The sequence below is a fragment of the Paenibacillus polysaccharolyticus genome (genome assembly GCF_900102085.1).
GTDB lineage: Bacteria > Bacillota > Bacilli > Paenibacillales > Paenibacillaceae > Paenibacillus > Paenibacillus polysaccharolyticus.
In genome coordinates this window covers 371,712-387,776 of sequence record NZ_FMVM01000001.1, presented here as the reverse complement: position 1 = coordinate 387,776, position 16,065 = coordinate 371,712, and the positions used below count along the sequence as shown (strand labels likewise).

The 16,065-nt window shown below is 32.6% G+C and carries 16 protein-coding genes; 15 read left to right on the top strand and 1 reads right to left on the bottom strand.

The genetic code is table 11. The annotated features are described in order from the left end of the window. Nucleotides 1-2: 2 nt before the first annotated feature. From fabZ to BLQ13_RS28395, 15 genes are all read left to right on the top strand, one after another. Complete coding sequence (fabZ, locus tag BLQ13_RS01615; RefSeq protein WP_090915281.1) at nucleotides 3-425, top strand: 3-hydroxyacyl-ACP dehydratase FabZ; 423 nt, start codon at nucleotides 3-5, stop codon at nucleotides 423-425. Between the two features lie 67 nt (nucleotides 426-492). Further along, on the top strand, nucleotides 493-1,596 hold the full coding sequence (locus BLQ13_RS01610; protein ID WP_167375613.1) for a beta-ketoacyl synthase N-terminal-like domain-containing protein: 1,104 nt from the start codon (nucleotides 493-495) through the stop codon (nucleotides 1,594-1,596). 2 nt (nucleotides 1,597-1,598) lie between these two features. Further along, nucleotides 1,599-2,339: a 3-oxoacyl-[acyl-carrier-protein] reductase gene (gene fabG, locus BLQ13_RS01605; protein WP_090915277.1), complete on the top strand. Its 741-nt coding sequence runs from the start codon at nucleotides 1,599-1,601 to the stop codon at nucleotides 2,337-2,339. Between the two features lie 20 nt (nucleotides 2,340-2,359). Next, nucleotides 2,360-3,139 carry a 4'-phosphopantetheinyl transferase family protein gene (locus tag BLQ13_RS01600; protein ID WP_090915275.1) on the top strand — a complete coding sequence of 260 codons (780 nt, stop codon included), beginning with the start codon at nucleotides 2,360-2,362 and terminating at the stop codon, nucleotides 3,137-3,139. Further along, nucleotides 3,130-3,897 carry an enoyl-ACP reductase FabI gene (locus tag BLQ13_RS01595; protein WP_090915273.1) on the top strand — a complete coding sequence of 256 codons (768 nt, stop codon included), beginning with the start codon at nucleotides 3,130-3,132 and terminating at the stop codon, nucleotides 3,895-3,897. The genes BLQ13_RS01600 and BLQ13_RS01595 overlap by 10 nt, the downstream gene beginning before the upstream one ends. A gap of 208 nt (nucleotides 3,898-4,105) precedes the next feature. Then, nucleotides 4,106-4,330 (top strand): phosphopantetheine-binding protein, encoded by a 225-nt coding sequence (locus BLQ13_RS01590; protein WP_090915271.1) that lies wholly within the window; start codon nucleotides 4,106-4,108, stop codon nucleotides 4,328-4,330. A 20-nt stretch (nucleotides 4,331-4,350) separates the two neighbouring features. Then, complete coding sequence (locus BLQ13_RS01585) at nucleotides 4,351-6,171, top strand: S8 family serine peptidase (RefSeq protein ID WP_090915269.1); 1,821 nt, start codon at nucleotides 4,351-4,353, stop codon at nucleotides 6,169-6,171. 25 nt (nucleotides 6,172-6,196) lie between these two features. Continuing rightward, nucleotides 6,197-7,168 (top strand): hypothetical protein, encoded by a 972-nt coding sequence (locus BLQ13_RS01580; protein ID WP_139168837.1) that lies wholly within the window; start codon nucleotides 6,197-6,199, stop codon nucleotides 7,166-7,168. 31 nt (nucleotides 7,169-7,199) lie between these two features. Next, nucleotides 7,200-8,519, top strand: a complete 1,320-nt coding sequence (locus BLQ13_RS01575) for a radical SAM/SPASM domain-containing protein (RefSeq protein ID WP_167375612.1) — start codon at nucleotides 7,200-7,202, stop codon at nucleotides 8,517-8,519. 12 nt (nucleotides 8,520-8,531) lie between these two features. Then, nucleotides 8,532-9,587, top strand: coding sequence for a transglutaminase-like domain-containing protein (locus BLQ13_RS01570; RefSeq protein ID WP_090915263.1), 1,056 nt, complete (start codon nucleotides 8,532-8,534; stop codon nucleotides 9,585-9,587). After that, complete coding sequence (locus BLQ13_RS01565; RefSeq protein ID WP_090915261.1) at nucleotides 9,580-10,611, top strand: C39 family peptidase; 1,032 nt, start codon at nucleotides 9,580-9,582, stop codon at nucleotides 10,609-10,611. The genes BLQ13_RS01570 and BLQ13_RS01565 overlap by 8 nt, the downstream gene beginning before the upstream one ends. Then, nucleotides 10,611-12,368, top strand: coding sequence for a non-ribosomal peptide synthetase (locus tag BLQ13_RS01560; protein WP_090915259.1), 1,758 nt, complete (start codon nucleotides 10,611-10,613; stop codon nucleotides 12,366-12,368). The genes BLQ13_RS01565 and BLQ13_RS01560 overlap by 1 nt, the downstream gene beginning before the upstream one ends. 5 nt (nucleotides 12,369-12,373) lie before the next feature. Next, nucleotides 12,374-14,404, top strand: coding sequence for a cyclic peptide export ABC transporter (locus tag BLQ13_RS01555; RefSeq protein WP_090915257.1), 2,031 nt, complete (start codon nucleotides 12,374-12,376; stop codon nucleotides 14,402-14,404). Nucleotides 14,405-14,444: 40 nt separating this feature from the next. Further along, the gene (locus tag BLQ13_RS01550) at nucleotides 14,445-15,083 is read left to right on the top strand and encodes a CPBP family intramembrane glutamic endopeptidase (RefSeq protein ID WP_090915255.1); all 639 of its coding nucleotides are present in this window, start codon (nucleotides 14,445-14,447) and stop codon (nucleotides 15,081-15,083) included. Between the two features lie 245 nt (nucleotides 15,084-15,328). Next, nucleotides 15,329-15,475 (top strand): hypothetical protein, encoded by a 147-nt coding sequence (locus BLQ13_RS28395; protein ID WP_167375611.1) that lies wholly within the window; start codon nucleotides 15,329-15,331, stop codon nucleotides 15,473-15,475. Here BLQ13_RS28395 and BLQ13_RS01545 read toward each other — a convergent pair. Then, nucleotides 15,472-16,065, bottom strand: coding sequence for a DedA family protein (locus BLQ13_RS01545; protein ID WP_090915253.1), 594 nt, complete (start codon nucleotides 16,063-16,065; stop codon nucleotides 15,472-15,474). The genes BLQ13_RS28395 and BLQ13_RS01545 overlap by 4 nt on opposite strands.

Here is a 16,065-nt window from a genome sequence, read left to right as displayed (position 1 = left end):
AAGTGGTTGAAATAAAATCAATACTGCCACATGAGTATCCTTTTGTTTTGGTTGATAAAATACTAGAGATTGATTATATGAAGAGCTCAAAAGGCTATAAGAATATTTCGCACAATGAACCATGGGTTGCAGGACATTTTCCAGATAATGCGATATACCCAGGCGTTCTGATGATTGAAACCATGGCTCAAATCGGTGGTTTTATCTTTGTAGAACCGGAAGTTAAAACGATAAATTATAGAATGCTTTTGTGTGGTGTGAACAATCTAAAGTTAATACGTCCAGTTGTTCCGGGAGATCAGTTAATTGTGGAGGCCTCCTTAGAGCAAAGTATAGGACATATATTTCAAATAAAGTGTGTTGCTTATGTGAATAACGTAATTGTATCAAAAGGTTTAATTTCTTTGGCACAGACTGAAGTGTAGAATAGAGGGGACTATGGAGAGAGTTTTCATATCATCAATGGGAGTAATTACTTGTGTAGGAGCTAGTTTGGAAGAGTTCTGGGCGGGCATTAATACTAAGAAAGTGGATTATAATTCAATTGAGTTACCTATTATTCTTCCTCAGAATATAAATCCAAAAGTATCGAGACGGATGGATAGATTTTCTAGGATGAGTCTTAGTGTCTCTAAACTAGTATTAGAAAAGCTTCCTCTTTTAAATGCTGATCAAATTGGAACCGTTTTCAATACTGGATTTGGACCCTTGCAATCGAATATTAATTTTCGAGATCAAATCGAAACTTATGGTGTAGATGGCGTAAGTCCAACCTTGTTTACCAATACAGTTTTTAATGCTGGCTTAGGTCATACATGCTTACACTTAGGACTTAAAGGACCGAGCACGATGTTAATGGGAAGCAATGCAGTTGCATATTCATATGAATTGATTAAAAGTAATAAATCCGATCAAATTTTATGTTGTGGTGTGGAAGAATATATCGAAGAGTTAGATCATAGTTTTCAGTTAATTAGCTCTACAACCAAGAATCTTGACTCAATCTGTAAGCCACTTGATGCGAATCGAGATGGAACAAGGGTTACTGAAGGAGCAGGAGGATTGTTTATTGAGAGTGAGAGCTCATTGAGATCTAGATCAGGTAAAGCATTATGTGAAATTCTTGGCTATTCAAATGCCATAACTGATGAATTTCGTGCAATGGATGGTCCGAATTCGGACAGTAATGTGTTTGCACAGGTCATGGAAATGGCATTGGAGAATGCTGGAGTCCGTAAAGATTATATTGACGGGATTTTTATGGCATCTGGCGGGGGTGTTTATGCAGATCGTGCTGAGGCAAAAGCAATACATCAGGTTTTTGGGGAACTAGGTAGTGAAATCCCTGTTACGGCAATAAAGGGGGCAATTGGAGAAAGCATAGGCGCATCATTAATTTTGAATGTTGTAGGTGGGGTTCTTTGCTTGGAAAATCAAACGTTACCATTAACTTCTGGGTGTGAAATTCCGGAAGAGAATCTACATTTAAATGTTATCTATGATCATGCGAAGGCCGGAAGGTACAAATATTTATTAATAAATGGATATGATATTAGTGGATGTTTGTTTAGCATTGTTATAGGCGAGGGAGACTGAAAATGGATTTTCAAAACAAGATAGTTCTGATCACTGGGGGATCGCGTGGTATAGGTAACGAAATTACTAGACAGTTTGCTTTTAAAGGAGCAGTTGTCATTTTTACTTACAGTAGAAGTAAAGATGAAGCGACAAAATTAGAAGCAGAATTGTGTGAGAAGGGTTGCGTTTGTGAGAGTATTTTATTAGATGTGACCAATCATAACAAATGTATGGAAGCAATTGAATATATAACAAAGAAATATAAAAAAATTGATGTATTGATCAATAATGCTGGAGTAACGGATGATAGTTTCTTAATGTTCATGGATGAAATGTCGTGGGATAGTGTTATTAATACAAACTTAAAGGGAACTTATAATTGTAGCAAGGCTGTTATTCCATCCATGTTAAGTGAAAAAGAAGGAGTAATAATAAATATTTCATCAGTATCAGGACAAGTAGGGGGCTCTGGCCAGACTAATTATAGTGCATCGAAGGCTGGGGTAATAGGTTTTACTAAGGCATTGTCCAGAGAACTAGCCAGGAAGAAAATTCGTGTTAATTCGGTAGCTCCAGGATACATAGCTACCGACATGCTTAATAAAGTCCCCGAGAAAATAAAGCATGGTTTCAAAGATAAAATCTCTGTTGGAAGATTTGGGGAAGCTGCAGAAGTAGCAAAAGTAGTATTATTTTTGGCATCCGATGATGCAAGTTATATACATGGACAAGTTATTAATGTCGATGGAGGAATAGTATAACATGATACAGTGGGGATTCGATGGTCTATGTTTTTTTATGTAAATACAATCAGTCCAGGGATTATATCAATGAGTACAATTTAATTCGCTTTCTCTCTAAAGAAAAGCAAGACAAGTTTACAAAAAATATAAATAAGAAAAGCGTTGTACAATCTGTAATCGGTGAACTAGTAACTCGTATTATATTTTGCAAACTATTAAAACTTGATAATAAAAGTTTGGTTTTTAAGAAAGATGACTATAATAAGCCATTTTTAGTTTCAACACAAGGGTGGGAATTTAATATCTCCCATTCAGGTGAATGGATTGTATGTGTTTTTTCAAGACATTGTGTCGGGGTTGATCTCGAACAAGTCAAACAACGTCAATTAGGTATTGCTGAGCAATACTTTAGCGAGGAAGAATATACTTCCATAATTAATCAAGACACTTCTAATCAATTAGTTCATTTTTATCGAATTCTAACTTTGAAAGAAAGTTATATAAAAGCAATAGGAAAGGGCTTGAAAATTCCTTTAAATTCCTTCTGTATCAAAGGGGACAATTATAGATTTTATATGCAAGCTAAAAATAGTCTCCCAAAGGCTTATTTCCAGCATTTCAACGTTGGTAAACATTATGTAATGTCAATCTGTGCCTTTGAAGAGTTTGCCTCACATGTTACTTTTCTTGAAATAAAAGAATTAGTTGATTTGTCAGTCTTATTAAATTTTCCTGAGGAATTAAGCTTGAAAATGGAAAGTCTTAATAAGTCAGTTAGTATATTCTCTGGTGAAGGCAGGTTTTCTATGTGTTGCTAGAAGGAAAACAAATACTTATAACAGGAGTAGCGAATGAGAAAAGCATCGCCTGGGGAATTGCTAAGTCGCTAAACAAACAAGGTGCTAGATTGCTTTTTACATATCGAAAAGAAAAATCTCGTCGTAAACTTCAAAAAATGCTAACGGATGCTGAAATTGAACCTGTATGCATAGTTGCTTGTGATGCGTTAAACGACGATAGCATTTCAGAAGCGTTCAATTTTATAAAACAGCATGTCGGTAGAATAGATGGAGTAGTACATTCTCTAGCCTATGCAAGTATTGAAGCACTCCATGGAGATTGTATTGATATTAGCAGGGAGGATTTTTTAGAGGCATTAAGTGCTAGTACGTATTCATTGATATCTTTTTGTAAACATGTCAGAGAGGTCATGCCAGAGGGAGGAAGCGTTGTAACTCAAACTTATCTTGGCTCGGAAAGAGCTATAGATAATTATAGTGTTATGGGGATCGCAAAAGCAGCATTGGAGGCAGCTGTTCGTTATTTATCTGTGGATTTAGGAAAATTAGGGATTAGAGTTAATGCTGTCTCATCTGGTGTTATTAAAACTTCAGCTTCTTCTGTAATACTAGGTTTAGATGAAAAACTATTAAATGTTGCTGAAAGAGCTCCACTCAAAAAAAATGTAACTTTAGAAGAGATCGGTGATACGAGCATGTTTTTAATGAGTTCCCTTTCGAAGGGAATAACAGGAGAAATTATTTATGTGGATTCAGGCTTTCATGTCCTAGGTTAAGCGCTTAACCCTATGAAAGGAGGTGAAGAAAAATGAAAAAATTAGTTAAACCTAAAAAAGTGAATAACAATGTAGTCCTGTATGGAGAAAGTAATTACAAATGCTCTTAATTTGAATTTTAGTCGTCAAAAACTTGAAAGACTGGGTTGTCGGAATTGGAATCATCTGGCAACCCTTGCTATTAAATAAGATATATGGAGCGATTTCAATGGAGATAGAAAATAAACTAAAATCAATATTTCATAATATGGGAATCTATATAGATCAAGAAGATTATACAGAGGAGCTTGAATTAGAATCTCTACAATTTGTTGCCTTAATTATTGCAATTGAAAAAGAATTTATGGTCAGAATTAATGACGATATTCTTGAAGTAAAGGAACTAGCTAATTTCAAGGATTACGTAAATTTAGTGGAGAAGTTGTATGAATAAAAAGTTATGGGGGATTTAGAATGAACTGGCACAATCTGAAGGGCGATGGAATTAAAATTGCGATTGTTGATAGCGGAACCAATACCAACAGAAGAGAATTCAATGAGATACATGTTGAGAATATTGATTTAATTTCAGATTATGACCTGGATAATGAGCAAATCGACAACATTGGTCATGGAACAGCTACTTCTTATATATTGCATAATCATCTACCTGAGGCCAGGATTTACTCAATAAAAATTTTCGATAAAAATAATGAAACTAATATTGAAGATTTGATACGTGCATTGAAATACATCATTACAACACTCGAGGTTGATATTATTCATCTAAGTAATGGAGTTACATTTTGCGATAAAATAGATGATTTAGAAGAAATATGTAGTTTTATTGAAAATAAAGGAATTATTACTGTTGCAGCTTTTGATAACTTAGGTGCGATATCGTACCCTGCAGCTTTTGACTCTGTTTTAGGTGTTGATTATCATACATTTTGTACAGAGGCTCAAAAGTATTATTATGTTGAGAATAGTATCGTGAATATTATGGGCATAGGTGCCCTGCAGCGATTACCGTGGGATAAAGGATATAAACGTGTGGCTGGTTCAAGTTTTGCAGCTCCTCATATTACAGCTATTGTTGCTAAAATTATGCAATCGGGCATCAGAGACAAAAAAAAGATTTTAATTGAAATGAAAAATAATGCCATTAAGGTAGTTAATTATAATAAAAGAAATATTGAAAAACCTGATTGGATTAATAATATTAATAAGGCCATTATATTCCCTTTTAATAAAGAGATGCATTCTCTATTAAGGTTCCGTGATGAATTAACATTTTCGATTAAAGGTGTTTATGAACCAAGAAAGCATAATAGATGGAGAGATGCAGAAAAATTAAAGGGTATCATGGATCTGAAGATTGAGAGTATCGATGAAATTGACTGGGAATCTGATTTTGATACTGTAATACTAGGTCATACTAGCATGTTAAACTCGGTTTATAATCGAGATTTTTATGAGTATTTCATTCAATCGTGTATAGAACATTCTAAAAATCTCTACTCTTTTGATGATCTTTCAACCTATCAAGTAGACATTGATAGGTTAAAGAAAAAAAACAAAATTTATTATCCAATTATTTCTGAAGAAGATGTTCCAAAAAGTAACATGGATAAATTACATAGAATTCCACAACCGGTTTTGGGGGTTTTTGGAACTAGTCCACGTCAGGGTAAATTTACTTTACAGATGACTTTGAGAAAACTATTGTGTGAGAAAGGTTATCAAGTGGGCCAACTTGGTACAGAAGCTTCGTCTTTATTGTTTGGCATGAATGAAGTTTACCCAATGGGGTACAACTCTTCAGTTAATGTCTCCGGAGGCAATGCTATAAGTACAGTAAATGAATTGATGTATAACATCTCCAGGAATAATCCGGATATCATACTAGTTGGATCTCAATCTCAAACCGTCCCGTATTCAGCAGGTAACATTGGTTTTTATCCCCATCATCAGCATGATTTCTTACTTGGAAGTGAGCCAGACGCTATTATATTATGTGTCAATCCAAATGATGACTTGACTTATATAAACAGAACTATAAATTATTTAGAGAATTATATTGAAACGAAAGTAATAGCAATAAGTATCTTCCCGGTGGAGAAAGATTACAATTTAATATCTCTTATAGGTGATGTGGCCGTTTTGAACGAAAAGCAAATTGAAGAAAAAAAAGAATTCATGAAAGAATATTTCGAAAAACCAACTTTTCTTATAGGTTCAGATAGTGATAATGAGAGGTTGGTAGTAATGATTGAGAATTTTTTTGGTGGATAGAGGATAAGAAAATAGGGGTGTTTGAATGCTTTTAAATAATTCTAATTACACTACTTATCCAGGAAGTTATTGCTTATCAAATTGTATTTTCAACTATCTTCGATTGGTTGTTCCAAACATTAAAGAGTTAGATATCTTAATGTATTGTGACCTAAATATCGTTTTTAAATCTATGAATATCACCAGATCTAGAATATTTATGGCATTTGAACAAGGGATAGCGCATTTTCTAGAAGAAAATCAAATAGTACTCTCTGGTATTAATGAGAACGATAACAAAGAACATTGGGTAAGGAACAAGATCAACTGCAACAGCTTTATTATAGGTCATATAGGCACCAAATTTTTGGAGTACAACAATTTATTTGTTAATAATCAAAATGTTAATACCAAACATTATATTAATTTAATAGGGTGGGATGAAATTAAGGGTTTGTATGTCAGTGACGGGTATATTCCGACATACCCTATAAGAACTTACGATGGTTGGTTGAAATTGGATTATGATGACCCGTTAAATCACTTTATAGAAGTTATATGTGAGGAGACAAGCATCATCGGAAATAATATAAACGATGTAGAAAAATATAAAATTAAACTTGCAGATACGGTGCGTTTTTTCTTGAAGGGGGGAAATGAAGGAGAGAATTTTTATGGGTTTTCAGCTTATGAAGAATTGCACAAGTACTTTGAATATCTTCGAAACAGTGGAGAATATATTGAACAAAAAAAATATTATAATCTCGTTTTTGATATAGCATCAGAAGGAATTATTACTTCCAAGCGTTTATTGAAACAGTTGACAAGTGAAGTTTTCGGTGAAACCTATACGCGTGAGTTTGAGAAATTAGTTAAGAAATTCGAACTTTTTAAGTTGCTTATACTTAAATGTAGTATAGATCCAACAAAGGATAATTTGGAAGATATTGAAAATTCACTAATTGAAATTATGAGTTTTGAAGTAAAGTTGTACAAAAATATATTAATGGCTTTGTAGTATGAAAAAATTGGAAATAAGGAGAGATCATATGAAAAGCTCAATGTATAATGTTTTTTTAGAAAATGAGGGCCGGCATTTCATTTTCAACACGCTCTCATCCAAGCTGATTGAAGTAGATCAAAAGTCTTTTCAATCATTAAAAAACAATGAAGAAGAAATCAATACCTTAGATTTTAGTGAAGAGCTCGAAAAGTATGGTCTAGTAACTTCTGAAAGTATCGATGAAATTAGGCTATTCAAGCATATCGTAGACAAAAGCATCTATGATAATAATTTAAGGATGACAATAGTCATGACGAACAATTGTAATTTTCGTTGTCAATATTGTTATCAGGAAAAAAATAACAAATCTATGTCTGACGAAGTTGAGAAAAGTATCGTTAAATTTCTCTATAAAAATATAAAAAAATATAAGTCGGTATATATTGAATGGTTTGGAGGCGAGCCATTAATTGAAAAAGACAGAATTATAAGAATGGCTAAAAAGATCAAAGAAATTTGTACTGAAAATAGAGTGCCTTTCATTTCTTCAATCACAACTAATGGATATTATTTGGATATGGATACATTTACTCAACTTATAGATAATAACTGTATTTTTTTTCAGATTACTATTGATGGTACGAAAAGTTTACACGATACATTAAGGCCACATGTTAGTGGCAAAGGTACTTTTGATAAGATAACGGAAAATCTCTTAAATATAAAAAATTCGGATATAAATAAAAGATATACAATTGCCATAAGGAATAACATACTCAAAAGTAAAATTAAGGAGTATGAAGAGTTTTTTGACTATTTCAATGAAAATTTTGCCGATGATAATTGTTTTAAGCTTATTCAAAAGCCCATTAAAGATTGGGGGGGCGAGAGTGTAAAAAAACTTACCAATGAGCTAGTAGATAGTGATTATGAATTGATGGATTTTATTAAGAAGAACGAAAAGAAGCTAAACAATAATTACACTGACCTATATGAAAGTATTAATAGTAAAATGTGCTATTCATTTAAAGAGAATGGATTTGCGATTAATTGGGACGGCTCAGTATATAAATGTAATAGAAATATTGAAAATCATAAAATTGTTGATAAAAACTTGATTGGAGAAATTCGAGAAAACGGCACGATTGATGAGAATGATATGATTAATTCGATATGGACGGATAAACCATTGGAGCAAAAATGTAATACTTGCGAACTTTTGCCTGTTTGTTTCACATCAGGTTGTCCAGCAAGTTGGATCATGAAAAAAAGTATGATTTGCATGAAAGAGAATAAGGAAGAACAAAGATTTCTTTATAATATTGAAAGAGAAATAAAAGAAGGCAATGCTATTAAACTGACATAGAGGAAATGGAATATGAACTGTTTATACCTTGCTTCAGAGGAATTATCCCAAACTATATTGCTGCATATAAATAATAATGAATTATTCATTTCTTGCCCAAGCGAAGGTATCTTTAACCGCAAGTGCTTGAAGTTTAATATTACGGAAAATGATTTTTTCTTTTATTTTTTGAATAAAAAATATAATCTTACGAAAACGTCAAAGTCCAGAAAATTTGTTTTTGAGAGAACGGATACTATTCATAAAACAGAATGCCTAGTCTCTTTCATAGCAGTGGAAAAAAAGGAATTTCAAAATCTTAATGTTGAGCGTGTCTCTCTGGAAAATGAGATATATAAACAAGAGGGTGACTATGTAAAATTCAAGTACAGTTTTGAAAATATTACTAATATAAAAGAGTATGTAAAAATGGAAGAATGGTTGGATGATTCTCAAGACGATTTTAATAAAATGTATTCATGCTTAAAATGGGTTAACCAAAGGATCAAGCATAAAAGCTATATAGTATTACCTCCAAAAAGAGACTTGCTATCCTTACTAAACTTTGCCAATGAGCATGGAAATAGATTGAATTGTAGGGGCTTAGCTATTGTTCTTTCAGAACTCTGTCTGGCTGCAGGTCTGTATGCTAGATATATTACTTGCAGCCCAAGAGAAAGAGAAACGGATGATAGCCATGTTGTGGTTATTGTTTATTCCAAGGAATTAAATAAATGGATAATGTTAGATCCTAGTTATTGTTTGTTTTTTCTCAATAATCAAAATGAACCATTGTCGTTACATGAATTTAGAAATTTAATAATGAACGAAAAAAACGAAATACACATTAATGAGAGTGCAAATTATTTTGGAAAAAGATTAAATATTAATACCTATTTGCATAGTATAAAACATAAGCTTTATAGATTCAGCGGTTCACTTGAGATGTCTATTGGTGTGGACTCTTGTTATGAAGACAACGTAGTACACCTAGTACCCCAAATCCAAGACTATGATTTTACAAGGGCGATCAGTAACCCAGATATCTTTTGGCAACTTCCATTTCAGAAAGGAACTATTCATGAATAACATGAAAAAAACAGTAGATTTGGTGATACCAGAAAAATGTTACAGCATGGTAGATTGTTGGGAAGCAATAATGACTATGATTCTTATTCATTTTGAGAAAGAACCTAGCGTAATATATTCTGGTTTAGATTTTTATTACGATGTATCTAAGGAAGAACAAGAATCAATATCTTTAGAAAATATATTTTATAATACTTTTTCATTGACTAATCTAACCATTGTTGAGGAAACTTTGAAATTTTATGAATTGTATTTTTCTCTTGCAATCCAAGTGGAAAAAAGCGAGACAGTAGATGAAATGTACAATTCTATTTTACAAGAGTTACAGGACAACAAACCAGTTGTTGTTTTTGTAGATACTATTCTCTGCAAGTTTAATCGAATGTATCAAAAATTCAGTTACTCCCATGCAATTATAATTTCAGGCGTTGATAATGGAGAGTGTCTAGTCTTAGATCCAACTCAAAACTTAGAACCTTTGAAAATAGGGATTGAAGAAGTGTTTGCTTGTTCAACAGCTTTATTAACATTTAATAACAAGGATAAATATACAGTAGATGGTAAAGAACTTTTGAAGCAAAATTTTGAAAGAAATAATACGAGATCTGCAACACGAAAAACTACCCGAATAGAAAATATAAAAAATTTATTCGATGCTATTTCGAATAATGTAGAGATTGTATCACAAAGTTTTGATAATCAAGAAGAATCATTAAATACGATGTTTGCATGGCTATTCAAAAATACATCTATAAATATAAAAAATTATACATTATTTGTACAAAAAAACTATAGTAATGCTGCGGATACAGTAAGTGTACTCCTTCAGGAATGTCAAGAAAAGTGGATGATACTAGGGAAAACTTTTATGAGAATGTACTATTCTTCAAAAAAAGTTAGGGATGAACAATTTAAGAAAATTAGTCTTCTTTTTGATGATATTTATAGTTTGGAACAGAAAATTACGAAAGAACTCATGATCTTGTTTAACCTAAATTCCAATGAAAGTGGAGAGATTATTTAATGAAAAATTTATATGAATTCTTAGTTCGTTCCGCTACTGATTTTGGGAATAAAGATGCGATAATCTTTGAAAATGAAAGAATAAACTATAATGATTTTCTATTACGTGTTGATGATCTCGCGGAGTCTCTATCCAATAGTGGATTGAGTAACAAAACTATACTTCTTGCTGTACCAAGAAGTATAGAATTGCTTATTTCGATTTTTGCAATCTTGAAAAATAAAAGTACTTATATTCCAATTGATCTATCGTATCCTAAGGATAGAATTAATTATATAATTGCTGATAGTTCGTGTGACTATGTGTTAACAACGGTGGAAAATGCAGGAATGTTTTCAGATAGCAACGTATTTTTTATTGATAACGAACCATCGCATGCTATTAATTCACTGAAACAAGCACTGACTGAGAATCCCGTAAGTTTGAATCCAGCCTATATCATTTATACATCAGGATCTACGGGGAACCCTAAAGGAGTCATGATAGGAGAAGATTCATTAGTTAACTTTGTTGATGTAATGAGTGAGGCTTGTGGTCTAGATGATGGTAAAAAGATCATATGTTTAACAACAGTTTCATTTGATATATTTTTTCTTGAGAGTGTGATGGCTCTTTGTAAAGGGATGACAGTTATACTTGCCAATACCAGAGAGAGCACAAATCCTAAAGCAATTTATGAATTAATTAGTAAATATGAGATTGATGTAGTTCAGATGACACCTTCCAGAGCTAGAATGTTATTGAATTTTAATGAGAAAGCACTTGAAAATGTTCAAGATATTATTATTGGTGGAGAAAGTTTCCCTATAAATTTACTTGAAGATATAAGGGGAAATACAAAAGCCACTATATATAATGTCTATGGCCCAACAGAGGCAACCGTTTGGGCAACAGTATCAAATGTCACGCACGAGAACGAGATAACGATTGGTAAACCATTACGTAATTATGAGATTTTTATATTGGATGATAGTTTACAAAAGGTAGAACCAGGCGAAGTAGGGGAAATCTGCATAGCGGGAGTAGCATTATCTCTTGGATATTATAATAAAGAACAATTAACTTCTGAGAGATTTGTGGTGGTAAACGATCTTCAGAATAGAAAAATATACCGGACAGGTGATTACGGAAAGTACATATCTAACGGTAACATTAAGTATATTGGGCGAATGGATAATCAGGTGAAAATCAGAGGTTACAGGGTAGAAGTCGAAGAAATAGAAAAAGTAATATATGATTCGCAACTTGTGAGTCAAGCCATTGTTATAGTGCATACTGTAAACAGTATCAACAGTTTATGGGTATACTACTGCTCTGATAGCATGCAGAATGCCGATGAGTTGAAACGGTTTCTCAAGGAAAAATTACCGGACTACATGATTCCAAACAAATTCATAGAGATCCAAAGCATGCCTCAAACACCAAATGGAAAAATCGATCGAAATGCGTTGAAGAACATGGAGATTGATATTCTTTCTGAAGATAAAGTAAAAGAAGCTGATTTGGAAAAAGACCTATCGGAAACTAATACCGAAATTATATCTATTATAAAAAAAGTCACAGTATCTGATGATATAACTTTGGAGACCTCTATTGATTTCATTGATTCCATATCCTTTGTAAAAATTTTAGTTGAAATTGAGAACCATTTTGATATTCTTTTGGCCGATGAAACTTTAACTAATTCTTTCTTTAATAACATTGAAGAGTTAATGCAATATGTTGAATCCAATATCGAAAGTAGTAAAGAGGTGTAGGTTTAATGATGAATCCACGGTCACTTCTTCTTGAAAACTTTCTAATCAACAATAAAGGTGTTTTTTATGGATTAGGTATTGAGATGAGTTTTTTTAAAATGTTTTTTTTCTTTTTGTCGTGTTTGATCATTTTAATTTTGTTTTATACTGGCAAGATACTTAAAGAAACAAAACAGAAAAAAAGAGCATTCAAGAAAACAAAAAAAGAAACTATAAAAGAAGTATTACTGATAAGTGCAGTAGTTGGTTATTTCGGAATATGTATATTTTCAAGTACAAATTATTTATTTGGTATTTCAAAATGGGAATTGATTAATGCTACCTATGGAAACTGGATTTTTTTATCTTTTATTGCGTTAATAAGTACTTTATTTGTATATCTATTATTTATACATGCATTGTTCTCATCCGAAAAGGAAGGAGAAAAAAATTATGCAGCTATCATTTCTTTAAGTATTATTAACGGATTAATGAATACAATGATCATATTAACGATCAACGAAACTTTTAATACTGAACTGAAGTATTCAAGTTACTTACTTATGTTCTTTATATTCTTTGTAATATTTTTCGTATTCACTCAAAAAGTTTTACAAGAAAAGTTGATAAAGAATGCTAGTTTACTTATAAATGAAAAAAGAAAGTTAATTGTTGATGGAATAACCGATTCATCATATGAGAAAGTTGAAAAGATAGGTAGTTCTAAAATATACACAGTATTAAATAGTGACACAGAGGCCATATCTAAATCACCAGAATTAGTAGTAACAGGTTTTTCAAGTCTACTGACTATTATCTTTTGTATGGGTTATTTAGGTTACCAGAACTTCTATGGGTTTGTTGGTTCCCTGTCGATTATAGTACTTAATCTAAGTTTTAGTATATTTGTTAATAAAAAAGCTTCTAAATATTGGACGAAAAATAGAGAAATGAAAGATAGATATTTCTCTTATACTACTCACATGTTACACGGTTTCAGAGAACTAATCCTAAACAAACATAAAAAATCAGAGTATGTAGCAGAAATGAAAAATTGTGCTAATGAAACTACAAATTATAATGTAAAAGCGTCTATTAAAATATTAAATTACAATTTGTATAACATTACGATGTACAACATCATCTTTGCAGTTGTAGTATTTATTTTTCCAATACTACTAACAGGTATAAATGTAGCAAACTTACGTGAAACATTATTTATTGTATTTTATATGCTGGGTCCATTCCAAATTTTAATCAATTCAATTTCTCAGTTGGAATCATTGAAAGTAAATATGAAACAAATCAATGATTTGATTTTATTGCTCCAAAAAAGTGAAGATTCAAAAAGTGATATAGATATACAGGAAAATAAACCACGAAGATCCCCAAGCAAAATTGAGTTGGATCTGGAAAATATTGAGTACAGTTATTTTGTAAGTGATAAAAATAACAATAAAACCGAGTTTAAATTAGGTCCTATCAATATGTCAATTAGGTCAGGCGAAATTTTGATGATAATTGGTGGAAATGGGAGTGGAAAATCGACATTATCAAAAATTATGACAGGTTTATACAACCCTCAGGGAGGAGTTGTTAAACTAAATGGTGAAAAAGCATCGATGGAAGAGTTGAATGAATGTTTCTCGGCTATTTTTAGTGACCTTCATCTATTTAATAAATTGTATGGTATAGATATTAATACAAATAAAGGAACTATCAACGATCTGCTTAAATTAATGAAAATGGAGTCTAAAGTGTTTATTGATAGTAACGGAAATATAAATTCTAACGAATTATCTACGGGACAGAAGAAACGATTAGCCTATATTATCTCATGTTTAGAAAATAAACCTTTAATTTTATTGGATGAATGGGCGGCTGAGCAAGATCCAGAATTTAAAGCGTTCTTTTATGAAGAGTTACTTTCAATTCTTAAATCCCAAGGCAAGGGAATTATCGTAGTCACTCACGATGATCAGTACTTCAGTGTAGCTGATCGAGTGATAAAACTAGAGAGTGGCCAAATCAAGCATAATCACTACATGATGGTCTAAAGACTATACTAAATTTGTTAAAAGAAAGGAAGATAGCAGAGTGGGTGTACTATTCTCAGTTATATGTATAACAAGTCTTTCTTTCTCATATGTAGTTGTCAAAAAAATGTTAATTATGTTATATTCTATTTTCAAAATTCACAAATTTTCGGAATCTAATGTGGTTTACATTTGGGGAACTTTAGTGATAATAATTTATTTGTTTTACAACAATAATATCTCCTTGTATTCACCAATTAATTTGAAATCAACACTGTTACTTATTGTTGTTATTTTTGTTGTTAATCTGCTTATCTCAAGGTATTCAGGTTATAATCCAACGGGGAGAAAGGATATAATAAATTTTGTAATTGTGTTTCCGATTGTTGAAGAAATTTTATTTCGAGGTCTACTCATTCCGATTATTAGTGAGAATTTTAATTACGAAACAGCATTTGAAATTGCAGGTCTCCCTTTGACAACCTCCGTTATATTATCTGCTTTATTATTTTCTTTATCGCATTTACAATACTATCAATTCAACAAAAATACTATGAAATATATGCTTTTTGCGTTAGCCGGGGGTTTAGGGTTTGGACTTATTGCATACTACACTAATTCTATTTTAGTAACTATATTATTACACGTTGAGTTTAATTTTTTAGCTTTTTTATCTGCTAAAAAAAGTTCTAAACCCTAGACAGATAGCTAAGACTTATCTCCTAATTATAAGATTTTTTAACTTTCTTCTGTTCATATCCTTGTCCATTAGACTGATTAAAAAGGCGAAACAGGTAGCGTGTGCCGACACTCAATCGGCACACGTTTATTACGTTTTACAATATTGATCGTTAGAGAGCTTACTACAGCAATAATTAAAAGTCTCATGTTTGAAGTAGAATATAAATCTCCTCCAATGGAATATTCAGTGGATGATGGTAAGACATGGACCACATACAACGAAGAGAACCCGCAACAATGTCCTGGGGAGCGAAGAATGATGGGGAATCTCCATTGCTCATCGACCAAACTGATTCGTTCCAAACGGGTGAGGCCGTTCGGGCTACTTCAACAAGCCATTCACTTGTCTAAGTCGGTCTTTTTTTCCAACGTTTCAACAGCATGTATAGTCCAAATCCAATCAGGAAGATCATGCCTGCCGGGATGACATACGGTTTAACAACTTCGCCGACTTCTTCCCATTGTGCTCCCAATTTGTAACCGAGGTAAACGTAGATGGATGTGATCGGAAGCATGGCTAGGAAGGTAAATATACTGAATTTGAATACGTTCATTTTTGCCATACCGCAAGGGATGGAGATAACCGTTCGAATGCCGGGTACGAAGCGTCCATAGAAAGCGACCCCGCTGCCGTATTTTTCGAAAAACTTATCGGAAGCCTCAACATGGTGGGGGCGGATGAGGAAGTATTTGCCGTACTTCTCGACCATCGGTCTGCCACCGTAGCGTCCGAGTGCATATAACGTTAATGGGCCAAATGTGCCGCCAACTGTTCCTGCCAGAATAGCCAACCACAGCTTCATATCCCCGAGATATACCCAATATCCCGCCATGGGCAGAACAAGTTCAGCAGGGACAAATTCAAAGGACAAGGCAATAACCAGTCCTGCGTATGACAAATCCTTAAAAAAAAGTATGAATTGCGTGATCCACTCCGTCAT

Excerpts from the sequence above, each read along its gene's own strand:
- fabG (WP_090915277.1), top strand. The coding sequence starts at position 1,599 with ATGGATTTTCAAAACAAGATAGTTCTGATCACTGGGGGATCGCGTGGT.
- BLQ13_RS01600 (WP_090915275.1), top strand. The coding sequence starts at position 2,360 with ATGGTCTATGTTTTTTTATGTAAATACAATCAGTCCAGGGATTATATC.
- BLQ13_RS01590 (WP_090915271.1), top strand. The coding sequence starts at position 4,106 with ATGGAGATAGAAAATAAACTAAAATCAATATTTCATAATATGGGAATC.
- BLQ13_RS01585 (WP_090915269.1), top strand. The coding sequence starts at position 4,351 with ATGAACTGGCACAATCTGAAGGGCGATGGAATTAAAATTGCGATTGTT.
- BLQ13_RS01580 (WP_139168837.1), top strand. The coding sequence starts at position 6,197 with ATGCTTTTAAATAATTCTAATTACACTACTTATCCAGGAAGTTATTGC.
- BLQ13_RS01575 (WP_167375612.1), top strand. The coding sequence starts at position 7,200 with ATGAAAAGCTCAATGTATAATGTTTTTTTAGAAAATGAGGGCCGGCAT.
- BLQ13_RS01570 (WP_090915263.1), top strand. The coding sequence starts at position 8,532 with ATGAACTGTTTATACCTTGCTTCAGAGGAATTATCCCAAACTATATTG.
- BLQ13_RS01565 (WP_090915261.1), top strand. The coding sequence starts at position 9,580 with ATGAATAACATGAAAAAAACAGTAGATTTGGTGATACCAGAAAAATGT.
- BLQ13_RS01560 (WP_090915259.1), top strand. The coding sequence starts at position 10,611 with ATGAAAAATTTATATGAATTCTTAGTTCGTTCCGCTACTGATTTTGGG.
- BLQ13_RS01555 (WP_090915257.1), top strand. The coding sequence starts at position 12,374 with ATGATGAATCCACGGTCACTTCTTCTTGAAAACTTTCTAATCAACAAT.
- BLQ13_RS28395 (WP_167375611.1), top strand. The coding sequence starts at position 15,329 with ATGGACCACATACAACGAAGAGAACCCGCAACAATGTCCTGGGGAGCG.
- BLQ13_RS01545 (WP_090915253.1), bottom strand. The coding sequence starts at position 16,065 with ATGACGGAGTGGATCACGCAATTCATACTTTTTTTTAAGGATTTGTCA.